Origin of the sequence: Anoxynatronum buryatiense, from assembly GCF_900182905.1 — a bacterium.
Taxonomy (GTDB): domain Bacteria; phylum Bacillota; class Clostridia; order Peptostreptococcales; family Tindalliaceae; genus Anoxynatronum; species Anoxynatronum buryatiense.
This window is the reverse complement of record NZ_FXUF01000001.1, coordinates 522,479-549,392: the sequence shown is the minus strand read 5'-3', so window position 1 is coordinate 549,392 and position 26,914 is coordinate 522,479. Positions and strand designations below refer to the sequence as shown.

At 48.9% G+C, this 26,914-nt stretch carries 24 protein-coding genes; 22 read left to right on the top strand and 2 right to left on the bottom strand.

Features of this window, described 5'->3' with window-relative positions; translation table 11 throughout:
* Position 1: 1 nt before the first annotated feature.
* Complete coding sequence (locus QOL74_RS02485) at positions 2-1,327, bottom strand: aspartate kinase (protein WP_283407845.1); 1,326 nt, start codon at positions 1,325-1,327, stop codon at positions 2-4.
* A 128-nt stretch (positions 1,328-1,455) separates the two neighbouring features.
* On the opposite strand from QOL74_RS02485, the gene QOL74_RS02480 reads away from it, so the two are divergent.
* A complete protein-coding gene (locus QOL74_RS02480; protein WP_283407844.1) occupies positions 1,456-1,704 on the top strand; it encodes a GIY-YIG nuclease family protein in 249 nt (82 codons plus the stop codon).
* A 67-nt stretch (positions 1,705-1,771) separates the two neighbouring features.
* Here the strand turns inward: QOL74_RS02480 and QOL74_RS02475 are convergent, their stop codons facing one another.
* On the bottom strand, positions 1,772-2,263 hold the full coding sequence (locus QOL74_RS02475) for a ferritin (protein WP_283407843.1): 492 nt from the start codon (positions 2,261-2,263) through the stop codon (positions 1,772-1,774).
* Between the two features lie 159 nt (positions 2,264-2,422).
* Here QOL74_RS02475 and QOL74_RS02470 point away from each other — a divergent pair, with 159 nt between their 5' ends.
* From QOL74_RS02470 to QOL74_RS02370, 21 genes are all read left to right on the top strand, one after another.
* Positions 2,423-3,292 (top strand): Cof-type HAD-IIB family hydrolase, encoded by an 870-nt coding sequence (locus QOL74_RS02470; RefSeq protein ID WP_283407842.1) that lies wholly within the window; start codon positions 2,423-2,425, stop codon positions 3,290-3,292.
* A 612-nt stretch (positions 3,293-3,904) separates the two neighbouring features.
* The gene (locus tag QOL74_RS02465) at positions 3,905-5,797 is read left to right on the top strand and encodes an aldehyde ferredoxin oxidoreductase family protein (protein WP_283407841.1); all 1,893 of its coding nucleotides are present in this window, start codon (positions 3,905-3,907) and stop codon (positions 5,795-5,797) included.
* A 152-nt stretch (positions 5,798-5,949) separates the two neighbouring features.
* Complete coding sequence (locus QOL74_RS02460; protein WP_283407840.1) at positions 5,950-6,351, top strand: hypothetical protein; 402 nt, start codon at positions 5,950-5,952, stop codon at positions 6,349-6,351.
* Positions 6,352-6,427: 76 nt separating this feature from the next.
* Positions 6,428-6,625, top strand: a complete 198-nt coding sequence (gene thiS / locus QOL74_RS02455) for a sulfur carrier protein ThiS (protein WP_283407839.1) — start codon at positions 6,428-6,430, stop codon at positions 6,623-6,625.
* A 22-nt stretch (positions 6,626-6,647) separates the two neighbouring features.
* Entirely contained in the window at positions 6,648-7,859 is a 1,212-nt protein-coding gene (locus QOL74_RS02450) for an RtcB family protein (RefSeq protein WP_283407838.1), read from the top strand.
* A 30-nt stretch (positions 7,860-7,889) separates the two neighbouring features.
* The gene (locus QOL74_RS02445) at positions 7,890-8,336 is read left to right on the top strand and encodes a chemotaxis protein CheW (protein WP_283407837.1); all 447 of its coding nucleotides are present in this window, start codon (positions 7,890-7,892) and stop codon (positions 8,334-8,336) included.
* 224 nt (positions 8,337-8,560) lie between these two features.
* A complete protein-coding gene (locus QOL74_RS02440; protein WP_283407836.1) occupies positions 8,561-9,466 on the top strand; it encodes a tellurite resistance TerB family protein in 906 nt (301 codons plus the stop codon).
* Between the two features lie 162 nt (positions 9,467-9,628).
* Positions 9,629-10,645, top strand: a complete 1,017-nt coding sequence (locus QOL74_RS02435; RefSeq protein WP_283407835.1) for an acyl-CoA dehydratase activase-related protein — start codon at positions 9,629-9,631, stop codon at positions 10,643-10,645.
* Between the two features lie 2 nt (positions 10,646-10,647).
* Entirely contained in the window at positions 10,648-11,790 is a 1,143-nt protein-coding gene (locus QOL74_RS02430; RefSeq protein ID WP_283407834.1) for a 2-hydroxyacyl-CoA dehydratase, read from the top strand.
* Between the two features lie 39 nt (positions 11,791-11,829).
* Positions 11,830-12,813: an acyl-CoA dehydratase activase gene (locus QOL74_RS02425; protein WP_283407833.1), complete on the top strand. Its 984-nt coding sequence runs from the start codon at positions 11,830-11,832 to the stop codon at positions 12,811-12,813.
* Between the two features lie 154 nt (positions 12,814-12,967).
* Positions 12,968-13,672 carry a cytochrome c biogenesis CcdA family protein gene (locus QOL74_RS02420; protein ID WP_283407832.1) on the top strand — a complete coding sequence of 235 codons (705 nt, stop codon included), beginning with the start codon at positions 12,968-12,970 and terminating at the stop codon, positions 13,670-13,672.
* Positions 13,673-13,713: 41 nt separating this feature from the next.
* Positions 13,714-14,322, top strand: coding sequence for a peroxiredoxin family protein (locus QOL74_RS02415; RefSeq protein ID WP_283407831.1), 609 nt, complete (start codon positions 13,714-13,716; stop codon positions 14,320-14,322).
* Between the two features lie 169 nt (positions 14,323-14,491).
* Positions 14,492-15,601, top strand: a complete 1,110-nt coding sequence (gene rodA, locus QOL74_RS02410; protein WP_283407830.1) for a rod shape-determining protein RodA — start codon at positions 14,492-14,494, stop codon at positions 15,599-15,601.
* A 223-nt stretch (positions 15,602-15,824) separates the two neighbouring features.
* A complete protein-coding gene (mgtE, locus tag QOL74_RS02405; RefSeq protein WP_283407829.1) occupies positions 15,825-17,192 on the top strand; it encodes a magnesium transporter in 1,368 nt (455 codons plus the stop codon).
* A gap of 101 nt (positions 17,193-17,293) precedes the next feature.
* Positions 17,294-18,184 carry a fumarylacetoacetate hydrolase family protein gene (locus tag QOL74_RS02400; RefSeq protein ID WP_283407828.1) on the top strand — a complete coding sequence of 297 codons (891 nt, stop codon included), beginning with the start codon at positions 17,294-17,296 and terminating at the stop codon, positions 18,182-18,184.
* A 30-nt stretch (positions 18,185-18,214) separates the two neighbouring features.
* Positions 18,215-19,540: a glucose-6-phosphate isomerase gene (locus QOL74_RS02395; RefSeq protein ID WP_283407827.1), complete on the top strand. Its 1,326-nt coding sequence runs from the start codon at positions 18,215-18,217 to the stop codon at positions 19,538-19,540.
* Positions 19,537-20,385, top strand: coding sequence for a glutamate racemase (murI, locus tag QOL74_RS02390; RefSeq protein ID WP_283407826.1), 849 nt, complete (start codon positions 19,537-19,539; stop codon positions 20,383-20,385). Before QOL74_RS02395 ends, murI begins: the two co-directional genes overlap by 4 nt.
* Before the next feature lie 2 nt (positions 20,386-20,387).
* On the top strand, positions 20,388-22,325 hold the full coding sequence (locus tag QOL74_RS02385) for an ABC-F family ATP-binding cassette domain-containing protein (protein WP_283407825.1): 1,938 nt from the start codon (positions 20,388-20,390) through the stop codon (positions 22,323-22,325).
* 313 nt (positions 22,326-22,638) lie between these two features.
* Positions 22,639-24,786: a ribonucleoside triphosphate reductase gene (locus tag QOL74_RS02380; protein ID WP_283407824.1), complete on the top strand. Its 2,148-nt coding sequence runs from the start codon at positions 22,639-22,641 to the stop codon at positions 24,784-24,786.
* Between the two features lie 219 nt (positions 24,787-25,005).
* Positions 25,006-25,692, top strand: coding sequence for an anaerobic ribonucleoside-triphosphate reductase activating protein (locus tag QOL74_RS02375; protein WP_283407823.1), 687 nt, complete (start codon positions 25,006-25,008; stop codon positions 25,690-25,692).
* Between the two features lie 145 nt (positions 25,693-25,837).
* On the top strand, positions 25,838-26,794 hold the full coding sequence (locus tag QOL74_RS02370; RefSeq protein WP_283407822.1) for a D-2-hydroxyacid dehydrogenase: 957 nt from the start codon (positions 25,838-25,840) through the stop codon (positions 26,792-26,794).
* The last annotated feature ends 120 nt before the right edge of the window (positions 26,795-26,914 follow it).

The window sequence follows — 26,914 nt, the reverse complement described above, 5'->3', positions numbered from 1 at the left end:
TTTATGCGGAGGTGCTGAAAAAAGCACGATAGATCGCCGAAACAGCCTTTTCAAAGTCTTTATTTTCAACGCCCACAATTATGTTAATTTCGCTGGAACCCTGATCAATCATACGGACATTGATGCCGGCGTTGTAAAGAGCTGTAAAAAGTCTTGAAGAAATACCGGGAGTATAGGCCATTCCATGACCCACAGTGGCGATGAGGGCCATGTGAGGGTACACCTCAAGCAAATCAGGCTGACATTGCAAATGAATTTCTTCCAGCAACTGGTCCAGTTTTCCATTCAGTTCACTGCTGGGAATCACCAGTGACAACGTGTCGATACCCGAAGGCATATGTTCAAAGCGTATCTGAAGCTGTTCCAAAATCGTGAGCAACCGCCGCACAAAACCCATTTCTCTTTTCATTAGATTTTTTTCGATGGCGATAACGGTAAAATCTTTTCGACCGGCGATGCCAGTGATGGTGCCCCGGGGTGTCACCGCGTCTGCATAGCTGACAATCATGGTGCCTGGATTTTCAGGTTCATTGGTATTTTTGATATTGATGGGAATGCCGGCCTCAAGCACCGGGAAAATGGTTTCTTCATGGAGCACTTGAGCCCCCATATAGGAGAGTTCCCGCAGCTCCCGGTAGGTGATGGTATGAATGGGTTGTGATTCCGGAACAATACCGGGGTCGGTGACAAGAAAGCCGGAAACATCGGTCCAGTTCTCATAAATGGAAGCGCCAACAGCTCGTGCCACGACTGCGCCGGTAATATCAGAGCCGCCCCTTGGGAAAATTTTAATGGAACCATCAGGCAGTGCTCCGTAGAAGCCGGGGATTACCACTCTGGATTTGCCGGCAACCGCCGTATCCATGGCTGATGCAGTTGCTTCAGCATCCACAGAATGGTCGGCTTTGAAGCGAATGACAGTTGCGGCGTCCAAAAAATCACATTCCAGAAAGTGGGCCAGCAGAAGACCGTTCAAGTATTCTCCCCGACTGACCACATAATCAAGATTGGCGCCTGCACTGATCTGTTCCCGGGTATCGTCCAACACCTGTTTCATGTCAAAATCAATGGCCAGTTCACGGGCGATTTGCAGGTATCTGTCGGCTATAATGCGAAATATTTCGCCGAAAGGAACCCGGTGAGAGACTTGGGCGTGGCATAAATATAAGAGATCGGTAATTTTAATATCTTCCCGATGGCGCTTGCCCGGCGCAGATGGGACGATGAATTTTCGGGTGTCATCTGACAAGACAATGGAACGTACTTTTTGGTATTGGCCGGCATCTGCCAGAGAACTGCCGCCGAATTTGGCAACTTTAATGGTCATGTGCAACACTCCTCAAAATGAATAATAGCATTATAATGTAAATTTTCAGAAACAGTCAAGTTGTTTTGCATGAAGAAATGGAAAATGCCTGGGAGCTGGCAATGAAACTCAGCAAAAGGAGTGGTGATATGCCAACTGTTTATCTGCTTTATTGCGCCGACGGGAGCTACTATACCGGCTGGACAAGCAATCTGGAAAAGCGCCTGAAAGTACATCAAAGCGGCCGGGGTGCCCGGTACACCCGCAGCCGTCTGCCGGTTCGGCTCGCCTATGCGGAGGCAGTGTCTGATAAAAGTGCAGCACTTAAAAGAGAATACCAGATACGTCGTCTGAGCCATCAGCAAAAAGCAGCCATGGCGGCGACCTATCATGAATAAAAAGCCGATTTCCAGTGAGGAAATCGGCTTTAAAATGCACATTATATACAAGCGATGATCAGGCAGCTTATTCTGTTCGGGCAGCCATTTCTTTATCCAGAAGATAAAGGATGTGACCCTTGGCACCCACCATTTTGATTTTGTCAATAATGCTGCGCATGGTGTCTTCCTCTTCCACCTGCTCGTCAACAAACCAGTTTAGGAAAGATACGGCAGGATAGTCTTTATCCGCCAGGGCCATCTCCATGAGAAAGTGAATGCGTTTGGTGACGAATTGTTCATGTTCAAAGGCGGCTTCAAAAACAGCCTGAATTGACTCGAACTCGTTGGTGGGTTCATCCAGCCCCTGAATCACCACTCGCTGGCCAAGTTCATCAATAAAATTAAAAAACTTCATGGCATGCATGTTTTCTTCCTGGGCCTGCACCTTGAAAAAATGGGCGAAACCCGGCAGGTTCTGATCATGACACCAGGCAGACATGGCCAAGTAATAATTGGCAGAAAACATTTCGTGCTTGATCTGATCATTCATCTCTTTCAAAAGCTTTTTTGATAACATATTTCATCCTCCTGTTCAGTAGTTGCATTATTCAGTGGTTGCAATAATCACTTCAGCTTTATTATACACTGATTTGCAACAGGATAAACACATATCTGGTATAATAAAATCATCGACTTACAAGCTATTTCAAGATGTCACCCGCAAAGGAGGAATTTTATGAAGGTACAGTTGCTGGCAACAGACATGGATGGTACGTTGCTGGATGACTATAAACGTCTGACCGAAAAAAATTGCCTGGCCTTACAGGGAGCTCATGATCAGGGCATCCAGGTGGTCCTCTGTACAGGGCGCCCTTATCAGACGGTGAAACCCTATCTGACTCAGCTGGCAATTCCCTGCTGGCTTATAACCAACAATGGCGCTGTCATTCGAGATCCCAAAGGGAATGTGCTGCATACCAGTTACCTGCGTCACGAGACCTTGATTCAAGTCATTCAGGCACTTGAAACACCGCCTCACCTCTATTATCATGGTTCAGACGATCACTACACCTATGTCAAAAGCCGCTGGCAGCGGATGAAAAACATCTTCAACTTTGAACGAAGAAGCCTGAAATCCAGACAACAGGCAGCCTTCCATGCTGTTGACACGGTTTTGCTCTCAGGCCTTCATCGGAAGGTGAATTATGCTGCTTTTTTACAGAATGGCGGGCAACTGGCCAACCTGATTGTGATCTCTCCAGATGAAGAAGCGCTTAAAATCAAAAGACAGCAGCTGGAAAAAATTCCCAACCTTTTCCTGACCCGTTCAGGACATGATAATCTGGAAATACTTGACAGACACACCACCAAGGGAAATGCTCTGGCTTGGCTGTGCCGTCATCTGAATCTGGAAATGGGAAATGTGGCTGCCATTGGAGATCACGAAAATGATGTAAGTATGATTACCATGGCAGGGTTTGGGTTCGCGACAGAAAACGCTGTCACCACAGCCAAAGAGCAGGCAATGCACATTACCTGCTCCAATAACGAAGGTGCCTTATGGGAGATGGTGACGCTGCTCGAATTAAAAAAGCAAGCGGGTTAAAAGCGGTGAAACAGTGAGAATCACCACCATGACGGTGGCAGCCCAAATAAACATGACCCTCCGTCGGCTCATCACCTGTTTTTCCATACGGTAGTGAGCCCACATCAGCATAGCGATTGCGAATACCTGAAACATCCGCTGATAGGGCGCCAATATTGCCACATAAGATAAACCGATGCCACTAAGCCCGAGTGACACAATGATCAGTGGAATCACTCAGCACATAGAAGAGAGCAGTGCACCGCCTACGGCACCGATTCCCAGCAAATAGTCTTTTAATGATTTCATCCATCAACACCTCATTTCATCGCAGACTCAAAACACGGTATGTCATTGCAAACTCATTCTACCACATGCAAGCACATGAGAGAACCTTGCGAGAAAACAAAAGCAGCCGCCCTGGCTAAAACCCTTCGTCTTCAACCTCGGCAGCAGCCTTGTAGATGCTTTTGGAAAAAAACAACATTTTTCGATGAAATTTCACGGGAATAGCAGGAACTTTCAGATTTATGTCGAATAATGGCAGTGACACGCTTTTTGAAAAGACACACACGTGAAAATTTCATGCCATTGAATCATCAAAAAAACAAGAGAAAGAGAGGGAAGGTCAACATGAGTGTATTTCCTGATGCAAAAATTTTGGATGTGAACCTGACAGAAGGCACCATCACCACCCGCACCCTGCCGGGAGACATTTACCGGTTGTATCCTGGTGGTTCAACCCTGGGATTGTACCTGGCACTACAGGAGATGGAGCCCAATATCGACCCCCTGGCCCCTGAGAACATGCTGATTTTTTCAGTGTCGGTACTGACGGGGCTGCCCATCAGCGGCCAAAGCCGCCTGGTGATCACCACAAAAAGTCCCTTAACAGGTACCATCGGCGACAGTCAGTCTGGCGGCTTTTTTCCGGCTCACTTAAAAATCAACGGGTATGACGCAGTTGTGTTTAGAGGAAAGGCAGTAAAACCAGTGTATCTCTATATTGACGGTGATGATGTCAGTTTACGGGATGCCGCCGGCGCCTGGGGAAAAGTCACAGGTGAGGCAGAAAAAGTGATTAAAGATGAACTGCAGGATGAAAATATTGAAATCGCACAAATCGGTCCCGCCGGAGAAAATTTAGTGAAATATGCTTCCGTCATGAACATGAGCAACCGGGCCAACGGCAGAAACGGAACCGGAGCTGTCATGGGCTCCAAGTTACTGAAGGCTGTGGTGGTAAAAAAGGGTAAAGCTCGAAAGGCGGCGGATCAGGAAAGCTTTCGTAAACTCACAGGAAATGTAAGAGATCGCATCAAAGAAAATGAAGGAATTGAAGCACTGGGATTATTTGGTACCGATGGAGAACTCAACGCCACCAACCGGGACGGTTTTTTGGCCACGCGAAATTTCAAATCAGGCCATTTTTTCGAAAAAGCCAAGAAAATCACCGGCACCACCATGGCAAAAACCATTCTGAAAGAAAGAGATACCTGCTTTGCCTGTGCCATTCGGTGCAAACGTGTGGTTGAGGTGGAGGGAAAGGTTGATCCCTTCTATGGCGGGCCAGAGTATGAAACCTGTGCCACCTTTGGGTCATACTGTGGTAACGACAGCCTTGAAGATATTGCCATTGCCAATCAGTACTGTAATATGTATGGTGTGGACACCATCTCGTGCGGTGCTACCATTGCCTTTGCCATGGAGTGCTTTGAAAAGGGACTGCTCACCACCAAAGACACCGACGGCATGATCCTCAAGTTTGGCGATGGTTCGGTCTTTAAGGAATTAATCGAAAAGATTTCGCTGCGTCAGGGATTTGGTGACATGATGGCTGAAGGCAGTTACCGAATGGCAGAAAAACTGGGTCCTGAAGCCATACCATTAAGCATCAGTGTGAAAAAACAGGAACTGCCGGCGCATATGCCTCAGTACAAACCTGCTGTGGGCCTCATGTATGCAGTAAATAACTTTGGTGCAGATCACCAGTCCTGTGAACATGATCCATTCCTCACCATGCCGCCGGATGCCAAAGAACAGGTGTGGCTGGGAATGCTGGGGATTAACCTTCTTTACGATGATCAATTTTCACTTGACGAAAATAAAGTTCGGTTTGCCACTGCCGGTCAGCGGTTTTACTCGATGATGGACACCCTGTGCCTATGCCAGTTTGCCTGGGGACCAGCCTGGCAGCTTTACGGGCCGGCTGATCTTGTGGAAGCCTGCAGCGCCGGAATCGGATGGGACACTTCGATTCAGGAGCTCATGGAAATTGGTGAAAGACGTATTAACATGATGCGCTGGTTTAATGTAAAAGCTGGATTCACGTCAGCAGATGATCAATTGCCTGACAGGATCTTTGAACCACTGCCTGAAGGTCCTTCGGAGGGTCATCAGATGAGCCGGGAAGATTTCGAGAAAGCACGCAGCACCTACTATGAGCAAATGGGATGGGATCAGCAAGGGTGTCCAAAAGAGACAACTTTGCAGCGACTGTCTCTGGGGTGGCTTCTGGAGAAGTGACACAAGTCATGCAAAAAAAGTAAACGAACGAAATAGCGGACTGTTGGCCGGCAGGTTGACTGTCCGCTTATATCTTTCCCGGTATACGCTTTTTCTTGACGAAAGTCAGTCGGTTCCATAAAATAAAAGAAAAGCAGAAATCAGGTGATGGCATGGAACCAACCATTCACGATCGACGAAATCAACAGAATGCGACAACAGACCATCGGGAACGGCGCAAAGGTCCCGATATCTGGCTGCGGAGTATTCAGTGGATTGGAATGATTTCCTGGGGATTAATGTTACCCTTGCTGTTTCTCATTGACCGGGCAAAACCTGAATTCGAAACATTTTTTGACAAAATGTTTGATATTCAGGTGCGTTCCACGTGGGATCAGGATGTTTTTCGATGGGCCTTTTACCTCATGGTGGGTTTGCTGGTATTATCAGCTGGCGGACTGGCCATCAATAAATCCCGCAAAAGACGCCGGGAAGACTATTACCGCATTAACCTGGTCATCATCTTTCTGTTGTCTGCTGCCGGGATTTTATATTATCTGATGAACTTCATCTGATGAATATCGGATCAACAGCGTCAAGTGCCTAATGAGCCATTAGAAAATGGTTCTTTGTAAAAAGTGAGGGAAACCGATGCGTATTGTGGTTAATGGAGAATCCGTAGAAACGGTTGATAATGCTGTTGTGATTCAGGTGCTTGAACAACAGCAGACAGGGCGAAATGTGGCCGTTTGGGTCAATGAGCGACGCCTGCTGCAAAAGGAGTATCCTACTTTTCTGCTTCATGAAGGGGATCACCTGCGAGTGCTTAAACCCCTGGGTGGCGGGTAGCTGCCTGAAAGAGGTGCTTCCGATGTTTGAAATTAAGCGGGATTTACAGGGCGATCAGCTGCCCATCCCCATTCTGGTCTGGCTGCCAGACCAGAGTGAACTGGAAGAAGGCTGTTTTCAACAGGCATTGAACCTGTCCCGATTTCCCTTCGCACATCATCACATTGCGCTCATGCCGGATACACACCAGGGGTTTGGTATGCCCATCGGTGGTATATTGGCAACGCGGGATGTGATTATTCCCAACGCTGTGGGTGTGGATATTGGCTGCGGTGTTGCTTTCGCCCAAACCAATCTGCAGTGGGACGGCGTCTCCCGTCAGACTGTTCACAAATGGGTGGAAGCGATCATGCAAAAGATTCCCCAGGGATTCAGTCATCATAAAGATAAAATGAAGGCGCAGGCATTGGATGATTTTCGACGGGACTATCCGGAAGAAAAGCAGCAAGGGATACTTTGGAAAGAAATTGAAAGAGGCTATTACCAGATGGGAACCCTGGGCGGCGGAAATCATTTTATCGAGCTGCAGTCAGATGAAGAAAATCGAATTTGCCTCATGATTCATTCTGGTTCCAGAAATTTCGGCTATCAGATTGCCCGTCACTTCAATACCGTTGCAGGCAGGCAGCGTCGACAATGGCAGAGTTGTGTGCCAACAGCACATCAACTGGATTATTTACCGGAAGACAGCCACGAAGGACGCTCGTATATCCGGTGGATGGAACTGGCGAAGGCTTTTGCCCGCGAGAGTCGGCAGCAGATGTTGCAGACCGCTTTACAGATTGTGGCTGGCCAACGGTTTGAAGAAAAAGTGATTGACATCATTGATGTTCATCACAATGATGTTAATCAGGAGGTTCATGGGGGAACCACTGTTTGGGTTCATCGGAAAGGCGCCATCCGCGCCAATGCTGGTGAAAGGGGATTGATACCGGGAGCCATGGGGCGTAGCTCCTATGTGGTCACAGGCAGAGGGAACGTTAGCTCATTCAACTCCTGTTCCCATGGAGCAGGCCGGGCAATGAGTCGGAAAGATGCATTACAGAATTTTTCCAAAGAGAGGGTAATGAAAGAATTGGCAGTGCAGCAGGTGGTTCTGGGGAAGAAACAGCTCACGGATGTGGGGGAGGAAGCTCCCATGGCCTACAAGGAGATTGCCTTTGTAATGAAGCAACAGGAAGACCTGGTGATTCCTGTGAGACAGTTAAAAGGAAAAGCGGTTATTAAGGGTTAGTGCGGCAAAAAAACATCAAGGAGGATTAAAATGGAAAAACAATACGTTATTTTCAAGCTGAATCAGGAAGAGTACGGTGTCGCCATCAGCCATGTTCAGGAGATCACGGAGATCAAAAGCATTACCAGCGTTCCCAACACGCCTGCTTTTGTGGAGGGAATCATCAACCTTCGGGGGAAAATTGTACCGATTGTCAGTATTAAAAAGCGATTTGACCTGCCTCTCGAGGGAGAGCTTGAGGAACAGCGCATTATCATTATCAATCTGAACGAGAAACAGGTGGGTTTTATTGTCGATGATGCTTCCCAAGTGCTGACAATGGACGAGAGTCAGATTGAGAGTCCTCCGGAACTCATCGCAGGCATAGATCGGGACTATATCATAGGAATTGGTAAAGTGGATGAGAAAATCATTGTATTGCTGGATCTGGAAAAAATTCTCAGCGATAAAGAGAAAAAAGAAATAGAAGCCATGTAATCCGGTTTCAATGCAGGCCTGCTATCATGCAGAAACTCCTGACATAAGAACGCTGCAGGTGGAGAACTCTCCGCCTGCAGCGTTCTTTGTCTGAATCATCAATTTCAGAAAGTATCCTCCCTTTGTTCTTTTTGGCAGAATGAGGTACAATATGGATGTAATCATTAGAAATGACAGAAATGACGCAGATTGGTTCACTCGAATACGGAAACGAGGGAATATAAATGAAAAAAAAACAACATCGGGAACCGGGTGCAATGCCGCAGGAAATCAGGATGGCTTACGGAAAACTTCTGGGGCTGATGCTACTGGCAGAGCCGCGGCCAGAATCGGCTCAAATCGTCGCATTTTATCGGGCTTTGAGTGGCATCAATCTTAAAGATCGTGACCGCCATGCTGTTCTTGAGTTCATCATCTCGCCTGATACATCTGGCGAAGAGCTGTGCAGGCTGATTCTTGACACGCCGGATGAACAGGAGCATAATCTGCTTCGCTTTACGTTGCTGGAAGACCTTTATCGGATCATGATGGCCGATCATTATGAAGGTGATGAAGAAACGGCATTCTTTATGCGCGTTGCCAGATGGCTGTCCATTCGCCAGGAACATGTTGAACAAGTGCGCAGAAGCATTGAAGAGACTGCAGGTTATTTGCCGGCAGACGAAAAGCCTGCACTGGGAAACCGGGTCATGCATCAGGCAGTTGCAGGGACGGCGGGATTGGCTGTTCCGCTGCTGATGGTGGCAGAAGCCGGTCACAGTGGCCTGACACCCAGAGGAATCATCAGCGGCCTTCATGCCCTCAGTCCCGGCAAAAGCCGCCGTCGGTCCATCATTCCAGGACTGCTGATTACCCTTGCCGCAGGAGCAGCAACATGGCAAAGTTCCCGTTGGCTGTTCCAGCTGCCCCAGTGGCGGCGGAACCGTATGGCAGCCCGGATTTTCAAGATTGAATGCAAACAGCTGCGCCAAATTGAAAAAGACCTGCAGAAAGATGAACAGTTGGCACGACGCATGATCAAACGTCAGTCCCGGGAATTTCAAGACTCAGACACCTGGCAGGAGCTGGCAGCGCTGCTGCTTAAAAGCAGGGCACTGGCCGGTGTTTTGATAAAAGAAATGCGTAGCTGACAACGGCAATATAGCACCGAAGTCATTCTGATGTAGGGATGTTTATCCTGATATTATTGGAAGCTGACGGGGTATAAAACTTGTGATTGGCAGAAAATCGGGAAAGCGTTATAATGGATTGAAACCGTTTTAAAGCGGTGAGCATGACAGGAGGTTGCGGCTATGAAGGTTGGTATTCCAAAGGCACTATTATACCATTATTACTTTCCATTCTGGAAAACCTATTTTGAAGAACTGGGGTTTGAGGTGATGGTTTCAGCATCAACCAACAAGGCCATTATGGATCTGGGCGTAAAAGCCTCTGTGCCGGAGATCTGCGTTCCTATCAAGGTATATCTGGGACATGTGCTGTCGCTGGCAGAAAGGGGCGCAGACTGGCTATTTATTCCCCGGTTTGTTTCCATTCAAAAAGGTCAGTTTTTCTGCCCCAAGTTCATGGGACTGCCTGACATGGTGCGCCATTCATTTCCCCATTTGGCAAGCCGATTATTGATTCCATCGGTGGAGAGTTCAACAGATGATTTGGCAACTTCTGTGAAACAGTACCAGATAATGGAAGAAAAACTGGGAGTCAGCCGAAGTGACAGCCGACGGGCGCTTCGAAAAGCCGAAGCAGTGTGGCTGGACTTCAGACGCTGGAGCCTGAAGGGTTATGAAGTGCCTGAAGCAATGACAATGGCATTAAATAAAACGCAGGGGAACATCATTGAAAAGGAAACGGTGGATGCTGGGCATCAGCAGGAAATAACCCTGGGAGTGCTTGGCTATGTGTACAATCTTTACGACTCTATGATCAGTCTGGATATCCTCAGCCGTCTGCGGGAAATGGGTGTTCGTGTGGAAACCTTCGAAATGGTCCCGGAACGAGCCTTGAGACAGCAGTTGACAGGAATGCCCAAAACCATGTTTTGGACGTTCAGTGATAAATTGTTTGCAGCAGGGTATCATTTTTTTGAAAAACCCGAAATTGACGGACTGATTCATGTCACAGCCTTTGGCTGCGGCCCTGATTCCATGCTGGGTAAACTGCTTGAGCTGGATTCAGTCAAGTTTCAAAAACCCTTCATGACTGTTCGCATTGATGAACACTCTGGAGAAAATCATTTACAAACACGCATTGAAGCTTTTGTCGATATGCTGAGGCTTAAGAAACAAATGAACGCTCAAAGAGGTGCGTAGGCATGAAAGTATCATTTCCTTACATGGGGACCACGGTGGTCTACAAAAAACTGCTGGAAATGCTGGGGCATGAAGTGATTATGCCGCCGAAACCCACCCAGCATACCATTAATCTTGGTGTTAAATACAGCCCTGAGTTTGCCTGCTTTCCATTAAAAGTCATCATGGGCAGCTATTTCGAGGCAATTCAACGGGGAGCAGAAGTGATCGTTACTTCTGGTGGTCACGGCCCCTGTCGGGCGGGTTTTTACGAACGGGTTCACCAGCGAATTCTGGAGACAGAGGGTCACCAGGTAGATTTTATTGTCTTTGATTCCATGTTTCGAAATCGAAAAACCTTTATGGAAAATGTGAAGCGCTTAAAGGGTCAGACGCCTATACATCGGGTAATCCACGCGCTTTGGCTGGTGTACGACATGATCGGAAAACTGGATCATTTGGAAAAACAGGTGCAGCGAATACGGGCTTACGAAGTGAATCGGGGGGAGACCACCAGGGTCTGGGAACAGATTCAGAAATTGTTTGATCAGGCATATACAAAAAAGGCACTGAGGGAAGCCTATAACCAGGGCCAAGAGATGATTTCAGCCATTCATTTGAAACAGGTAGACAAAGAAGATCGCATTAGAATCGGCATTGTGGGTGAGATCTACGTGGTAATGGAAGACTCCATCAATATGAAGATGGAACAGCTGCTGAACAGTCTGGGAGCTGAAGTGGAACGATCTCAGTACTTATCTCAATGGGTCACCTACAATATGCTGCCCAAATGGATGAACTGGTCACACGAAAAGAAAATCCTTCAAAAAAGTGATGGATACCTGCCGATTCAAATTGGCGGGCATGCCAAGCAGAATGTGGGACAAATCATAGACTACAGCCAGCGGGGATTTGACGGCGTTGTTCACCTGATGCCCTTTGGATGCCTTCCTGAGCTGGTTTCTCAGAGTATTATTCCCAAAATTAATGAAGACTATGAGATTCCCGTGCTTACGATATCGCTGGATGAACAGACGGGAATAGCCAATAATCAGACCAGGGTGGAGGCATTCCTTGATTTGGTGAGAGGAAAGCATCAAGAAAAGAAGCTGAGCAGGAATCGTGTCGCAGAGTCGGTGACACAGCAGGTGTCACCCACAGGATAACCCTTACAAAAACATTATTGAATCAATGACCATAGGAGGATGAAACAGTTGCGAGAGCTTTATATGGGTGTAGATGTGGGCTCCGTCAGCACCAACATTGTGGTGGTGGACGAAGCTGTGAATGTGATTTCAAGCCAGTACATCCGAACGAATGGACAGCCCCTTGAAACTGTCAAGGCAGGGCTCAAGACATTGCAGCGACAATTTCCTGATGATGGTGTGATTAAGGGTGTCGGAACCACCGGCAGCGGTCGTCAGCTGGTGGGTGTGATGCTTGGTGCAGATGTCATTAAAAATGAAATAACTGCCCATGCAACGGCCACCATTCAATTTGTTCCGGATGTACGTACCATTTTTGAAATTGGTGGGCAGGATTCCAAAATCATCGTAGTGGAAAACCAGATGGTAACCGATTTTGCCATGAACACTGTTTGTGCAGCGGGCACCGGTTCATTTCTGGATCATCAGGCAGAGCGGCTGGGCATCCCCATTGAAGACTTTGGAGACAAAGCCCTTTCAGCCGACCGGGATGTTCGTATTGCAGGGCGCTGCACTGTTTTTGCCGAATCAGACATGATTGCCAAGCAGCAATTTGGATTCTCAAAAGCAGAAATTATCAAAGGACTGTGTGAAGCCCTGGTACGCAACTATATCAATAACCTGGGCAGGGGCAAAAAACTGGAACCGCCTTTTGTTTTTCAGGGTGGTGTTGCTGCCAACAAGGGAATCATTGCTGCATTTGAAAAAGAAATTAATCATCAAGTGATGGTACCTGAGCACTACAATATCATGGGAGCTGTGGGTTCAGCCATTTTGGCCCGCAATGAAGTGAAGATCAGCGGAAATGCCACTAAATTCAGGGGATTCCAGGCTGCTGATCTGGAGTTTGTCCCTGCAACGTTTGAATGTGAAGATTGCCCCAATCACTGCGAAGTGATTGAAGTCAAACTGGATGGACACATTGTGGCTCGCTGGGGAGATCGTTGTGGGAAATGGACCAATTCAGTCAGTGCCATTGCCTAATCGTTATTCCGCCATGATCTGTGCTCAATTGCTATGATTCATGATGATTGTTGAAATGAATGTCAGGAGCCTCTGAACCCCTCCGGTGCAGAGGTTTGTTTTCAGAACATAACCCCTCCCCCTACGGGAGAGGAAACGAAGAAGGAGTGATTACATGCCAGACGTTTCTTGGATGGTTGCACTGGCAGCCGGCGGTATTTCTTTTCTGTCTCCCTGCATTTTACCATTGGTTCCCGGGTATATTGGCTATATCAGTTCCGGGATTGATGAAGTGGAGGGTAGTGAGCCCAATACGCGGTTGATGGTAATCCGGTCATTATTTTTTGTGCTGGGCTTTTCTTTGATTTTTATTGCTCTGGGAGCGACTGCAAGTGCAATGGGCCAGTTTCTTTACCAGTATGTGCACTATCTCAACCGGATTGCCGGTGTCTTCATTGTCTTTTTTGGCTTATACCTTCTGGGTGTAATTCCTCTGGATCAATTGGGCAAAACATTCCGCCTGCCACTGCCAAAGGCAGGAGGGGGATCCTTCAGTGCTTTTCTCATGGGATTGGCCTTTGCAGCAGGATGGACACCCTGTATCGGCTCGGTGTTGGCAGGCATTCTCTTATATGCAGGCATGTCTGAGACCATGTTGCAGGGCGTCATGCTGCTGGGTTTCTATTCTCTTGGACTGGGAATACCCTTTATTCTCACAGCAGTATTCCTCAAATACTTTTATGGTTTCATTTCCCGATTTGACCGGGTGCTGGCGGGGATCAGCAAGGCCGGCGGGTTCCTGCTCATTCTTCTGGGGCTGGGAATCTTTTTTGACAAAATGACAGACATTACCATTTGGCTTCAGACCATTGGACTGTAATGGTCTGAACACCAAAGCCATTTGAAAAGGAGTGAAGCGTAATGAAAAAAGGCATTTTGCTGTTGGTGGTGTTGTTGATAGGCATGGCGGTACTGCAGGCGTGCAGCCCGGCGACTCCTGAATCGCCACCGGTGACGGTTGAACCTGCAGAAAAAGAGGAAGCGGTAATAGAAGAACCTGAAGTAACGGAAGCATCGGAAGCAACTGAAGCCAACGAACCGCCGGTGGGTATCTTTCAGGGGAATCGTGCCCCCGACTTCACCCTCTATGATCTGGAAGGCAACCAGGTGTGCCTGGAAGACCTTCGAGGGAATCAGGTGGTCTTGAACTTCTGGCACATGGGTTGCCCGCCCTGCGTCATGGAAAAGAAAGAAATTCAGGCTTTTCAAGAAGCGCACGAAGATAAAAACATACTGATTCTTTCCATTAACATCAGAGATTCTCAACAGGCTGTTGAAGCCTATATGGAAGAAAACAGCTACACGTTTCCTGTTCTTTTTGATACCAATGACAACTTTGCCGCTGTGGAATACCGTGTCCGGGCAACACCCACCAGCGTGTTCATTGATGAGGACGGACTGGTGAAGCACCGGGTGGAAGGTGCCATGAATGTGGCTTTTATGGAAAATCGTTTGGGATTAAGTGAATAAATTACTTTGAATCATCCGGCGCAGCAGAACAGCTGCGCCTTTGTTATGCAGCCGTTGTCGGGCGCTGTGATGTCTTTTTCAACGGATTGCCAAACGGGTAAAACTGCGTTACACTGTATGCAGGCACAGAGTTGGAAAGCATGCACAAGAAGATGCAGGAGTTGAAAAAATGAAACCAGATATGAAGCTTGTCAAAAAAATTGATTTTGGTCTTATCATCCTGGTCTTATTACTGTGCACCTATGGGATGGTGGCCATTTCAAGTGCCACGCTGAATCACCGGTTGGGCTCGGCGGCCTTCATTAAGAGCCAGCTGCGTTCCATTCTGGTGGGACTGGCTGCCATGGCCGTTACCATCACCATTAATTACAAAACCTTGAAACGACTGGCAACACCCATCTATGTGGTAAGTAACCTGCTGCTGGTGCTGGTGCTGGTGGCTGGTACCGGTGCAGAAGACTGGGGTGCCAACCGCTGGATTCGAATTGGGGGGTATGGCTTCCAACCCGCAGATTTCGTCAAAATCGGCCTGATCATCTGTCTGGCCAAAATTGCTGACGATCACCGGGACTTTCTCGACAGTCCCGGCGTGTTGATCAAAATTGGTCTCTTTATGGCACTGCCCATGGGACTCATCATGATGCAGCCAGACTTGGGCACCACCGTCATCATATTGGCATTTACCGTGGGGATTTTATTCATGGCAGGGTTGCAGTACCGTTACCTGTTTGGAGCCATGGGAATGGGGCTTATCAGCCTTCCGGTCTTTTGGCATTTTCTGGAAGGTTACCAAAAGACGCGTATCTTAATTTTTTTAAATCCTGAAATGGATCCCATGGGTGACGGATATCAGATCATCCAGTCCAAGCGAGCGGTGGGAGCAGGCATGATGCGGGGACAGGGATTATACAAGGGAACCCAGAGCCAATACGGGTTTTTACCGGAACGGCATACAGATTTCATTTTCTCAGTCATCGCTGAAGAGCTGGGCTTTATCGGGGCGGCGGTATTGTTGCTGTTGTTCTTTGTACTCCTGGTCAAATGTATCCAAATTGCGGTCAATGCGAAAGACCACTTTGGTATGTATTTAGTGATTGGAGTGGTTTTCATGCTTGCCTTTCACATTATCATCAACGTGGGTATGACCATTGGGTTGTTTCCTGTTACAGGAAAGCCCCTGCCCTTCATCAGCCATGGCGGTACCTTTATGCTGACCAATTTCATTGCCATTGGCTTGGTGCTGAATGTGAACATGCGCCGTGATGTGATCAATTTTTAGAAATGACGATTTCAACACACAGAACCCCATCAATCATGTCTGTCATCAACTGTTTGTTGAGACAGACATTTTGAAAAGCAAGTGAAGGTACTTTAAGGGAGGTGGAAACGGATGGATTCAGGACCTGATACGCACAGTACGAAGCGCACCATTGAAAAACTCAGTCAGGAAGACGCCCGTCCTCCCAGGCGGGGTGTCACCTGAAGAAATGTGAGGTGACCCCATGAATGAAGAAATGACAATGTTGTACGAAGAAATGATGCGGCTCATGGAAGAAAAGCATTTTTCCCAGTTGAGGGAGCTGCTGGTGGACACGAAACCGGTGGATATCGCCGAAGCAATGGAAGAAATGAGTGAAGAAGCACCTGAAAGCACCATTATTATTTTTCGGCTGCTACCCAAAGATCTGGCAGCAGAGGTGTTTTCCTATCTATCCACATCTGAGCAGCTGAGTATTGTGGATGCACTCCATGAAAAGCAACTGAAGAACATTGTCGAAGAACTTAACTTTGACGATAAGATTGACTTTCTGGAAGAAATGCCGGCCAATGTGGTGAAACGCATCCTGAAAAACGTGACAGAGGAAGAGCGTAAGCTGATCAACCAGTTCCTCAACTATCCCGAATACTCGGCCGGCAGTCTGATGACCATTGAGTACATTGACCTGAAGAAAGAAATGACTGTGTCTGAAGCCCTTCAGCATATCCGCACCACCGGTGTTGACAAAGAAACCATTTATACCTGCTACGTGCTGAATGAAACCAGAAGGCTGGAAGGAATCGTTTCTCTTCGCAAACTGGTGTTGGCAGAAGCACATATGCTGATTGAAGATCTGATGGATGAAGATCTGATTAACACATCCACCTGGGACGACCAGGAAGAAGTGGCCGATCTTTTTAAGAAGTATGATTTGATGACCCTCCCTGTTGTTGATCAGGAAGGACGTTTGGTGGGAATCATCACCATTGACGATATCGTAGACGTTATTGAACAGGAAAACACCGAAGACTTCGAGAAAATGGCAGCGCTGTTGCCTGGCGACGAAGAGTATCTGGACGCCAGTATTCTTACCATGGCAAAGAAGCGTCTGCCCTGGCTCCTGATCCTCATGATCTCTGCCACCTTCACCGGCAGCATCATCAGCCGGTTTGAAGATGTGTTGCAGGCAGTGGTGGTATTGGCCGCAGCCATTCCCATGCTCATGGATACCGCCGGAAATGCAGGCAATCAGTCGTCCACACTGGTCATTCGGGGCATTGCGCTGGGTGAAATTGAACTGGAGGACTATTTGCAGGTGCTGTGGAAAGAATTCCGTATCAGCCTATTGGTGGGTTTGATGCTGGGACTCATTAATTTTGCCCGCATGCTTCTCATTGTTGAATCCTCAATTCTGGTAGCGGTGACAGTATCTTTCACCCTGTCCCTCACAGTGGTTATGGCAAAGATCTTTGGCGGTCTGATGCCCATTATTGCCAAAAAAATGAAAGTGGATCCGGCTATTATGGCGGGGCCGCTGATCACCACCATTGTGGATGCCATGGCGCTGATTGTATACTTCAACATGGCCAGCCTGATTCTGGGGATTCATTAAGGAACCTGTTTTCCTGCCGGTGCAACTGAACATTCAATGAGCAATCTGTGACACAATGACATTTGGTACTGCACTTAAGACAATCAAAGGAGGCCATATTTATGAAGCTGATCACCATTTATCATCAGGAAAAAGAGTTGCCGGCATTGCTGGTCAATGACGGTCAATCAGCCCTGCCCCTCACAGCTGTACTGGGAGACGAAGCCCCGGCATCAGTGCTTGATCTCATCTTGTTGCAGGACGACCATCTCAATGACCGGCTGAAGCTTGCCCAGGAAAATCCGGGAGAAGGTCAGATATCCCTGCAAGACGCGCAGTTGCTGGCCCCCATCCCCCATCCGGTACGAAATGTCATTTGCCTTGGCTTGAATTATCAGGATCATGCCACTGAGCTGAAAGACAGCTTTGGAAAACAACGGCAGGTGCCGGAGGCGCCTGTGTACTTCGGTAAAATGGCAACAGAAATTGTGGGTCCGGGAGCTATCCTAAAGCGCCATGAAGGGATTACCAATGCCATTGACTATGAGGTGGAACTGGTGGCAGTCATTGGCAAGGGTGGCACCAATATTCCTGCAGAGAAGGCCTTTGAACATATCTTTGGATACACCATCATGAACGATGTCACTGCCCGTGATTTACAACAGCGACATACCCAATGGATCAGAGGGAAAAGCCTTGACACCTATACAGCCATGGGGCCGGCACTGGTGCACCGCAGCCTCTTTAATGATCCGCCGGAACTGGATCTCAGCTGTGCCGTTAATGGTGAAATCCGGCAATCTTCCAATACCCGCCAGTTTATCTTTAATCTGTCCTATGTTATCAGTGACCTGTCGCGAGGGTTCACACTGAAACCGGGCGATCTCATTGCCACCGGAACCCCTGCGGGTGTGGGAATGGGCTTTGATCCTCCCCGTTATCTGAAGGCGGGAGATGTGGTAACCTGCACCATTGAAGGAATCGGCACATTGGAAAATCGGGTGGAGGCATAAGACAGAATCAGTGAAACAGGAGGGAGCTTCATGGATCAATTGATTTTTGATGATGGCATGGCCGGCAGTCTTCTTCGGCAACATGAGCTGGAAGACCTGAAAGCCCAGTTGGAGGCAGTCGACCGAATGCTGGATGAAAAAGACGGGCCGGGAAGTGAATTTCTGGGTTGGCTGGACTGGCCGGCCCAGTTGGAAACCACCGAGTTAAAACAGATTCAAAAAGTGGCTGAGCACCTGCAGGGCCTGGCGGATGTGCTGGTGGTCATCGGCATCGGAGGGTCCTATCTGGGAGCCCGGGCCGCCATCGAAATGCTCACCCCCACCTTTGGAACTTTAAAGGGAATGGAAGTTCACTACGCCGGTCATCATTTAAATGGTGAATATATGACAGAACTGCTGGCATACCTGGAAAACAAACAAGTGGCTGTCAATGTGATTTCCAAGTCTGGCACCACCACAGAGCCAGCTATTGCTTTTCGACTCATCAAGGAAATGATGGAACGAAAATACGGAAAAAGCGGAGCAAAGGAACGCATCGTGGTAACCACTGATGCCGCCAGGGGAGCATTGAAGAATCTGGCAGACAAAGAAGGGTATGAAACCTTTGTGATTCCAGACGATATCGGTGGCCGTTATTCAGTGTTAACACCCGTGGGGCTGCTTCCCATTGCCGCCGCAGGCATTGATATTGAAGCCATGATACGGGGAGCAAGGGAAGCTCAGGCCCTTTATCTTGACCAGCCGATTCTGGACAATGCCTGCTATCGTTATGCCGCCATTCGAAATATCTTGCATCGAAAAGGCAAAACCACTGAAATTCTTGCCACCTTTGACCCGGCTTTTCAATACCTGGGAGAGTGGTGGAAACAACTCTTCGGTGAGAGCGAAGGAAAAGATCATATGGGAATTTTCCCCGCATCCCTGCAAATGACCACCGACCTCCACTCCATGGGGCAATATGTGCAGGACGGTCAGCGTATTCTTTTCGAAACCATGGTACTGGTGGCAGACAATGGTCAGGAACTTCTCATCCCCGATACGGGAGAAGACGATGACGGGCTGGGATACCTGGCAGGCAAACCGGTTTCACTGGTGAACCACAAAGCCATGGAAGGAACCGCCATGGCCCATATGGACGGCGGCGTTCCCGTGCTGAAAATCACCATTCCTAAAAAAAGTGCCTATTGGACAGGCCATCTGTTTTACTTCTTCATGAAGGCTTGCGCCGTCAGTGGTTATTTGCTGGGAGTGAACCCTTTCAACCAGCCAGGGGTGGAAGCTTACAAGGCTAACATGTTTGCGCTGCTGGGCAAACCCGGGTCTGAAACACTGAAAGAGGAGCTGGAACGTCGATGACAGCCGTCAAATCCGGGGAACAGGGAATCGGTATTTTTGATTCCGGTCTGGGCGGGCTGAGCGTGCTGGCAGACCTGACCAAAATTCACCCTGGCGATGAATTTCATTATTATGCTGACACCTGCTTTGCTCCTTATGGCGAAAAAAGCCGTGATCTGGTGCAAAAACGGGTGTTGGAAGTGGCTGAAAAACTGTTACAGCGACACATTCGGCTATTGGTGATTGCCTGCAATACGGCCACCAGTGCAGCGGTGGAAGAATTGCGGCAGCTTCTGCCCATTCCCGTGGTGGGTATGGAGCCGGCACTGAAACCGGCGGTACTGGGTGAAACACCGTTGCGAATCGTTGTGGCGGCCACGCCGCTGACACTGAAAGAAAAAAAATTCTCAGCATTGCTCCAGCAAAACCAGGGCTTTCACGACATTATTCCCTTACCCTGCCCCGGGCTGGTGGAAGTCATTGAAAATGCAGGGCCAGGTTCCCGTCAGGTGGATGAAAAGCTGGCTGAGCTTCTGGCACCTGTGGCACAAACCCCGATACACCGGCTGGTGTTGGGGTGTACCCACTATGTGCTTATTCGACCCCAATGGCAGCAGGCAGTTGGTAGTGGTACCCAATTGGTGGACGGCAATGAGGGCACCGTCAGGCAGGCCCTTCGGTTGCTCTCCGTCACCAATGAGCGGGAGAAACATACGTCCACAACCCGTATTCACCTGATGACTTCCGCTTCGGGGTTGGCACCCAGAGAAATGATGAAACATATTTTACATCAGCAACTCCTTCAGCGGGGGCTGCCTGCAGTACTATTGGAAAAACAAATGCAGATCATACTGGAAGAGGAATAGCGATGAACCAAATTACCTTACACCAAGTGACCCATCACTACGGCATCAAGCTGCTGCTGAAAGACGTTACCCTTCATATTACCGATGATACCCGTCTGGGGCTCATCGGTATAAATGGTACCGGAAAAACCACACTGTTGCGCATTTTGGCAGGTGAGCTGACCCCTGAATCGGGAGAGGTTGCCTTTCACCCCGACACCCAATGTCAAATGGTGGATCAAGACCCGCAGCTTTCACCTGAACTCACCGTGTTGGAGGCCGCCTTTCAGGGTGGTGACCAACAGTGCCGTCTGGTGCTGGCGTACCAGCAAACACTGAACCGCCTTCAGGAAAAACCGGATGAACCCCAATTGCAGCAGCGCTTGCTGGAACTGCAGCAGCAAATGGATAGTCAGAATGCGTGGGATATGGAAACCCAGGCTCGAATGATTCTTACCCGTTTGGGGCTCCCAAATGTACATGCCCGGGTGGAGACCCTTTCCGGCGGCCAGCGGCGGCGCATTGCCCTGGCAGGAGCACTCATTCGACCTGCCAGCCTGCTGATTTTGGATGAACCCACCAACCATCTCGACCTGGAAATGATCGAATGGCTGGAAACCTATCTTCAGCAACGCAAAGGCGCGCTGGTGATGGTCACCCATGACCGCTATTTCCTTGACCGGGTGGTGAATCAGATCGGAGAACTGGAAGACGGCACACTGACCCTTTACAGCGGCAGCTACAGTGAATACCTGACACAGAAAGAAGAACGCATGGCCAAAGAGGCAGCCACCCAGCGAAGGCTGCAAACCCTTTTCAAACAGGAACTGGCGTGGATTCGCCGGGGAGCCAGAGCCCGCACCACCAAGCAAAAAGCCCGCATTCAGCGCTTTGATCATTTAGAAGAATCACTGGTAAAAAATCAGGAAACCAACCTGGATTTGCCGGTGTTAACTCATCGGCTGGGCAAAAAAGTCATGGAACTGAAACAGGTGAGTGTTGCCTACGAAGGACAACCGCCGGTGATCCAGAACTTTAACCTGTTGCTGAAGCCCGGAGAAATTGTGGGACTGGCAGGCCCCAACGGCAGCGGCAAAAGCACTCTGATGAAACTGATGGCAGGAGAGCTGGAGCCTGTAAAAGGAACTGTGGAACGGGGAGAAACCGTGCGTCTGGCCTTTTTTCGTCAGGAAAACCAGGAGTTAAATGCCCAGCAAAGAGTATTGGAGTACATGCGGGAAGGTCGGGAAGTGATTACCCTCAACCAAAACCAGCGAATCACAGCTTCTCAAATGCTGGAACGATTCCTGTTTTCCCCTGAAAAACAGTGGACCACAGTGGGTTCCCTTTCCGGCGGCGAAAAACGTCGCCTGTTGCTGTTAAGGCGCCTGATGGAAGAACCCAACCTCCTGCTGTTGGATGAACCCACCAACGACCTTGATGTGGTCACGTTGGCTGTGCTGGAAGACTATATTGACCAGTTTCCCGGAACGGTTGTCATTGCCTCTCATGACCGATATTTGATGGACCGCCTGGCAGATCGGCTCATCGTTTTTGGATCCGATGGCAGTGTGACAGAAACAGGCCTTTCATGCAGCGAATGGCTGAAAGAACAACGTTCCAGAGAAAAGGAACGGGGTGACGCAGCAAAGGCAGCAGATACTGAAAGAACTGAAAAAAGAGCTGATACACCAGACCAGCCACTGAAAAGAAGCCAGGCAGAACGCCCCCTTAAATTCACCTATAAAGAACAACAGGAGTATGACACCATCGAAGAACGCATTGCAACCCTTGAAAAAACCATCAGTTCACTTGAAGAAGCCATGCTGGAAAAAGCCACCGATTTTCAGTTTCTCGAAACTGCCACCGCAGAAAAACTGGCACTGTCACAACAAATGGACGCACTGCTGGAACGATGGACTTATCTGTCGGAAAAAGCGGAAACCATTGCTGAACAATAAACAAGGGTCACCCTTCAGTTGAATGTGAAATAGGTCTTTAGACATAATCCCTGTCAAAGACCTTTTCAATTGCCTGCAATCAGCGGGCTTCTTTTATGGAAAAACCGTTTTTACCCAATGTCAAGGGAAAATATGGTTGGATCAGCTGAAAAAAAGCCGATGATACGTGAGAAAGAGAAAGAAGAAGCTATTCGACAGAAAAACATTAAAATCAAGGATTTTGGCATTTTGAAATCATTTCAAAATAGGCTAAACTATACCATATGTTGTGCATTCATTTTATTATTCTACTAAATAAAGGAGGTTACGGATCGTGGCCATTACCAAGATTCAAAAAAGAAACGGGGAAATTGCCGATTTCCAGCTGACAAAAATCAAAGATGCCATCTTCGCCGCGGTGAAATCCGTGGGGGGAAGCGATGAAATAAGAGCCGGCAGCCTGGCAAAAAAAGCAGAGGACATTCTCAACGAAACCTTTCGCGCCAGCATACCGTCTGTTGAAGACATTCAGGACATTGTGGAAAAAGTGCTCATTGAAGAAGGTCATGCCAAAACGGCCAAGGCATACATACTTTACCGCAAGCGGCGGGAAGAGATTCGGGAAGTTAAAAACCTGTTCATGGATGCAGAAGAAATGGTGGAAGAATACGTGAGCCTGGCCGACTGGCGGGTGAATGAAAACGCCAATATGGGTTTCTCTCTCCAGGGATTGAACAACCACATTGTGGAATCCATCAGCTCCAAATACTGGCTGAACAAAATCTACCGAAAAGAACTGCGGGACGCCCACGTGCGCGGCGACCTGCACATTCATGACCTGGGGCTGTTGGCCCCCTACTGCTGTGGCTGGGACATGGAAGACTTTCTCCGAAGAGGCTTTAAAGGTGCCAAGGGGAAAGTGGAATCAAAACCTCCCAAACATCTTGAAACCGCCCTGGGGCAACTGGTGAACCTGCTGTACACCCTGCAGGGTGAGTCAGCCGGTGCCCAGGCTGTTTCCAGCATCGACACCTACCTGGCCCCCTTTATTTACTATGATGAGTTAGACTATGCCCAGGTGAAAAAAGCCCTGCAGCGTTTTGTCTTTAATCTGAATATCCCCACCCGGGTGGGTTTTCAGACCCCTTTCACCAACATCACCCTTGACATTGCTCCCCACCCCATGCTGAAAAACCAGCCGGTGACCATCGGCGGTGTACCTATGGACAAAACCTATGGAGAGTTTCAGAAAGAAATGGACCTGTTCAACATGGCTTTCTGTGAAGTCATGATGGAAGGCGACGGGGCCCAGCGGGCTTTCAGCTTCCCCATCCCCACCATCAACATCACCCCCGACTTCCCCTGGGAGTCCGAGGTGGCCGACGCCATCATGGAAATGACCCGCAAGTTCGGCACCCCCTATTTCGCCAACTTCCTCAATTCAGATATGTCACCGGAAGACATTCGCAGTATGTGTTGTCGCCTGCGGCTGGATAACCGGGAACTGCGGAAGCGGGGCGGCGGTCTCTTTGGCGCCAATCCCATGACAGGTTCCATCAACGTGGTCACCCTGAACATGGCCCGCATTGGTTACCTCACCAACAACCCGGAAGAGTTTAAACGAAGGGTGCGGGAACTAATGGAGCTGGCCCGGGAAATCTGTGATGAAAAGCGCCTGGTGCTGGAAAACTACATGGAATCAGGCTTGTACCCCTATTCCCGCTACTATCTGCAGAGCGTCAAAGATTCCACGGGAGAATACTTTAAAAACCACTTCTCCACCATCGGCCTCAACGGCATGAACGAAGCCTGTCTGAATCTTTTGGGAGTCGACATCACCAGTGAAGAAGGTCAGGAGTTTGCCATTGATATCATGGAGTTTATGAACCGGGTGATTTCCATCTTCCAGGAAGAAACAGGAAGCCTGTGGAATCTGGAAGCTTCACCGGCAGAGGGAACCTCCTACCGGTTCGCCCGCATCGACAAAGCCATGTATCCCCGCATCATCAGCCAGGGAGAAAACGAGCCCTACTACACCAACTCCACTCAGCTGCCTGTGGGTCACACCAAAGATATTTTTGACGCCATTGAAGCCCAGGAGCCCTTGCAGACCAAATATACCGGCGGCACCGTGTTCCACGGTTTCATCGGTGAAGAAATTGAGAACGTTGAAACAGCCAAGCTTCTCATTAAGCGGAGCTTCCAACATTCACACATGCCCTACATGACCCTGACACCCACCTACAGCATTTGTTCTGAACATGGCTACCTGAAAGGGGAACAGTTCACCTGCCCCCACTGCGGCAGCGAAGCAGAAGTGTGGACCAGAGTAGTGGGTTTCCATCGACCGGTGCAGTCCTGGAACAAAGGGAAGAAAGAAGAGTTCAAGGATCGTCTGGAGTTTGACACCCAGGTGAGCTTGCAGGGAGCCACCGCCAAAGCCCAGGTGGAGCAGGAAAAGACCAGTGTAAAAGCAGGATAATATCTCTACGCCTATATCAACGTGACCGATCATAAGCAAATGGGGAGACCGGATACATCGGTAACTCCCCATTCTTTTTTCGTCGGTTGATAATGAAAACCCCGATGGTTTATCGACACTTTTACCTGATGTGGAATTTTTCTTGCCTTACGACCGGATATGCTTTAGGATGAAAAGAGGAAAACGATTTACCCAATCCAACAAACCGAGGTGAAGCGTGTGCGCATTGGCGGCATTCAGAAAACATCGCTGATCGATTATCCCAACGGGCTATCCACAGTGCTATTTTCAAAGGGGTGCAATTTCCGCTGCCCTTACTGTCATAATGCTGAATTGCTGGAAGGGGAAGGAGAAGACCTTGACCAGAAACAACTATTGGAAGAATTGGCAAGACGCGCCCATCTCATCGATGCAGTGGTCTTTTCAGGGGGGGAGTGTACCCTCACCGACGACCTGTATGACCTGGTGGTGGAGGTTCGAAAACTGGGCTACCTGATTAAAATTGACACCAACGGCACCAACCCTGAGTTGTTGGAGCGCTTGCTGAAAGAAGGTCTGGTGGATTATGTGGCCATGGATATCAAGGCACCTCCAGAGCGTTATGAAGCAGTTGCCGGCGTACCGATGGATGAAGTGGTCATTAACCGCAGTATTGAACTCATCAGAACTCACCTGAAGCAATATGAATTCCGCACCACCGTTTGCCAGGAACTGCTTTCCAGGGAAGACCTGCTGGCCATCGCCTACTGGCTGAAAGGCAGCAAACGTTATGTGCTCCAAAATTTCCGGGACAGCAAAAATGTGCTGGCGGGCAAAGGCTGCTTTCATCCCTATAAAGAAAGCTTTTTGAAGAGCGTTCGAGATGAAATGAAGCAATGGTTTGAAGAAGTGATCATACGGCTGTAGTGATGAAAGGCGCTTTGAAAGGACTCCCGGACAGCTTTTTCGGGTGTCTTTTTGTTTGGTAGTCAATAACCTGGCCCATACTGGGTAAATATGTGAAGTAACCTGTGAACAGGACACAATGAGTGAAAGAAACGGAGTGGAGCCCATGCGAAAATTAGTTGTCTATGCCCCCAAATACCTGAAGGTTGACCGGGAAGCATTTGAAAAACTGCTGCCAGCAGACGAGTGGCAGTTGGAGACCGTGATCCGGCCGGAGGAACTGGCTGAAACCATTGAAGATGCCGAGGTACTGGTGGCGTTTCCCTGCGAGATGGATATTCTTCGAAAAGGCCGTCGGCTCAAATGGGTACAGGCCCTCAGCGTGGGGGTGGATGCCTTCCCCCTGAAAGAACTGATAGATCAGGGAGCGGTGGTCACCAACGGAAAAGGGATACACCGCATTCACATGGCCGAGTATGCCATCGCCGCCATGGTGATGCTGGCTCGCAGCATTCATATACTGATGCGGCGCCAGTTCAGCGGCCAGTGGGATCGCAAGTCCCTGCAAGGGGAAATTAACGGCGCCACCCTGGGTATTCTGGGTTTGGGAACCATCGGTGAAGAGGTGGCCCGCAAAGCCGAGTTCATGGGTATGCGGGTGCTTGGCCTGAAAAACAATCCCCGTGAAGTACCCCATGTGGACAAAGTGGTGGGCATGGAATCCATTGAATGGCTCTTCAGCGAAAGCGACTATATTGTCAACCTGCTGCCAGGTACTCCAGCCACAGAACACCTTGTTAACCGCGCCCTGCTGGAAAAAATGAAACCGGAGGCCTGCCTCATTAACATGGGCCGGGGCAGCACCATCAAAGAAGCCGACCTGATTGAGGTGCTGCGGGAAGGGAAGATCCGGGCCTTTTGGTCCGATGTGTTTGAGGCGGAGCCCTTGCCGGAGAATAGCCCCCTTTGGCACATGGAAAATGTGGTGATCACCCCCCACATCTGCGGCGAATCCACCAAATACATGGAAAAAGCCATGGAAATTATCTCCAATAACCTGCAGGTGTATCTGTCGGGAGAAGGCACCATGATGAACCTGGTGGATCCTCAAAAAGGCTATTAAGCCGCCAACGGCTCTCTAATAACACCCATTAAGACACCACTCATCAGCAGTCAGCTTCTCAGCCTTTCACAGGCTGTCAGGTTGGCTGCTTTTGAATGGTATGTTAAAATGAGGGAAATC

Coding starts and splice junctions, on each gene's coding strand:
- QOL74_RS02485 (WP_283407845.1), bottom strand. CDS start 1,327: ATGACCATTAAAGTTGCCAAATTCGGCGGCAGTTCTCTGGCAGATGCC.
- QOL74_RS02480 (WP_283407844.1), top strand. CDS start 1,456: ATGCCAACTGTTTATCTGCTTTATTGCGCCGACGGGAGCTACTATACC.
- QOL74_RS02475 (WP_283407843.1), bottom strand. CDS start 2,263: ATGTTATCAAAAAAGCTTTTGAAAGAGATGAATGATCAGATCAAGCAC.
- QOL74_RS02470 (WP_283407842.1), top strand. CDS start 2,423: ATGAAGGTACAGTTGCTGGCAACAGACATGGATGGTACGTTGCTGGAT.
- QOL74_RS02465 (WP_283407841.1), top strand. CDS start 3,905: ATGAGTGTATTTCCTGATGCAAAAATTTTGGATGTGAACCTGACAGAA.
- QOL74_RS02460 (WP_283407840.1), top strand. CDS start 5,950: ATGGAACCAACCATTCACGATCGACGAAATCAACAGAATGCGACAACA.
- thiS (WP_283407839.1), top strand. CDS start 6,428: ATGCGTATTGTGGTTAATGGAGAATCCGTAGAAACGGTTGATAATGCT.
- QOL74_RS02450 (WP_283407838.1), top strand. CDS start 6,648: ATGTTTGAAATTAAGCGGGATTTACAGGGCGATCAGCTGCCCATCCCC.
- QOL74_RS02445 (WP_283407837.1), top strand. CDS start 7,890: ATGGAAAAACAATACGTTATTTTCAAGCTGAATCAGGAAGAGTACGGT.
- QOL74_RS02440 (WP_283407836.1), top strand. CDS start 8,561: ATGAAAAAAAAACAACATCGGGAACCGGGTGCAATGCCGCAGGAAATC.
- QOL74_RS02435 (WP_283407835.1), top strand. CDS start 9,629: ATGAAGGTTGGTATTCCAAAGGCACTATTATACCATTATTACTTTCCA.
- QOL74_RS02430 (WP_283407834.1), top strand. CDS start 10,648: ATGAAAGTATCATTTCCTTACATGGGGACCACGGTGGTCTACAAAAAA.
- QOL74_RS02425 (WP_283407833.1), top strand. CDS start 11,830: ATGAAACAGTTGCGAGAGCTTTATATGGGTGTAGATGTGGGCTCCGTC.
- QOL74_RS02420 (WP_283407832.1), top strand. CDS start 12,968: ATGCCAGACGTTTCTTGGATGGTTGCACTGGCAGCCGGCGGTATTTCT.
- QOL74_RS02415 (WP_283407831.1), top strand. CDS start 13,714: ATGAAAAAAGGCATTTTGCTGTTGGTGGTGTTGTTGATAGGCATGGCG.
- rodA (WP_283407830.1), top strand. CDS start 14,492: ATGAAACCAGATATGAAGCTTGTCAAAAAAATTGATTTTGGTCTTATC.
- mgtE (WP_283407829.1), top strand. CDS start 15,825: ATGAATGAAGAAATGACAATGTTGTACGAAGAAATGATGCGGCTCATG.
- QOL74_RS02400 (WP_283407828.1), top strand. CDS start 17,294: ATGAAGCTGATCACCATTTATCATCAGGAAAAAGAGTTGCCGGCATTG.
- QOL74_RS02395 (WP_283407827.1), top strand. CDS start 18,215: ATGGATCAATTGATTTTTGATGATGGCATGGCCGGCAGTCTTCTTCGG.
- murI (WP_283407826.1), top strand. CDS start 19,537: ATGACAGCCGTCAAATCCGGGGAACAGGGAATCGGTATTTTTGATTCC.
- QOL74_RS02385 (WP_283407825.1), top strand. CDS start 20,388: ATGAACCAAATTACCTTACACCAAGTGACCCATCACTACGGCATCAAG.
- QOL74_RS02370 (WP_283407822.1), top strand. CDS start 25,838: ATGCGAAAATTAGTTGTCTATGCCCCCAAATACCTGAAGGTTGACCGG.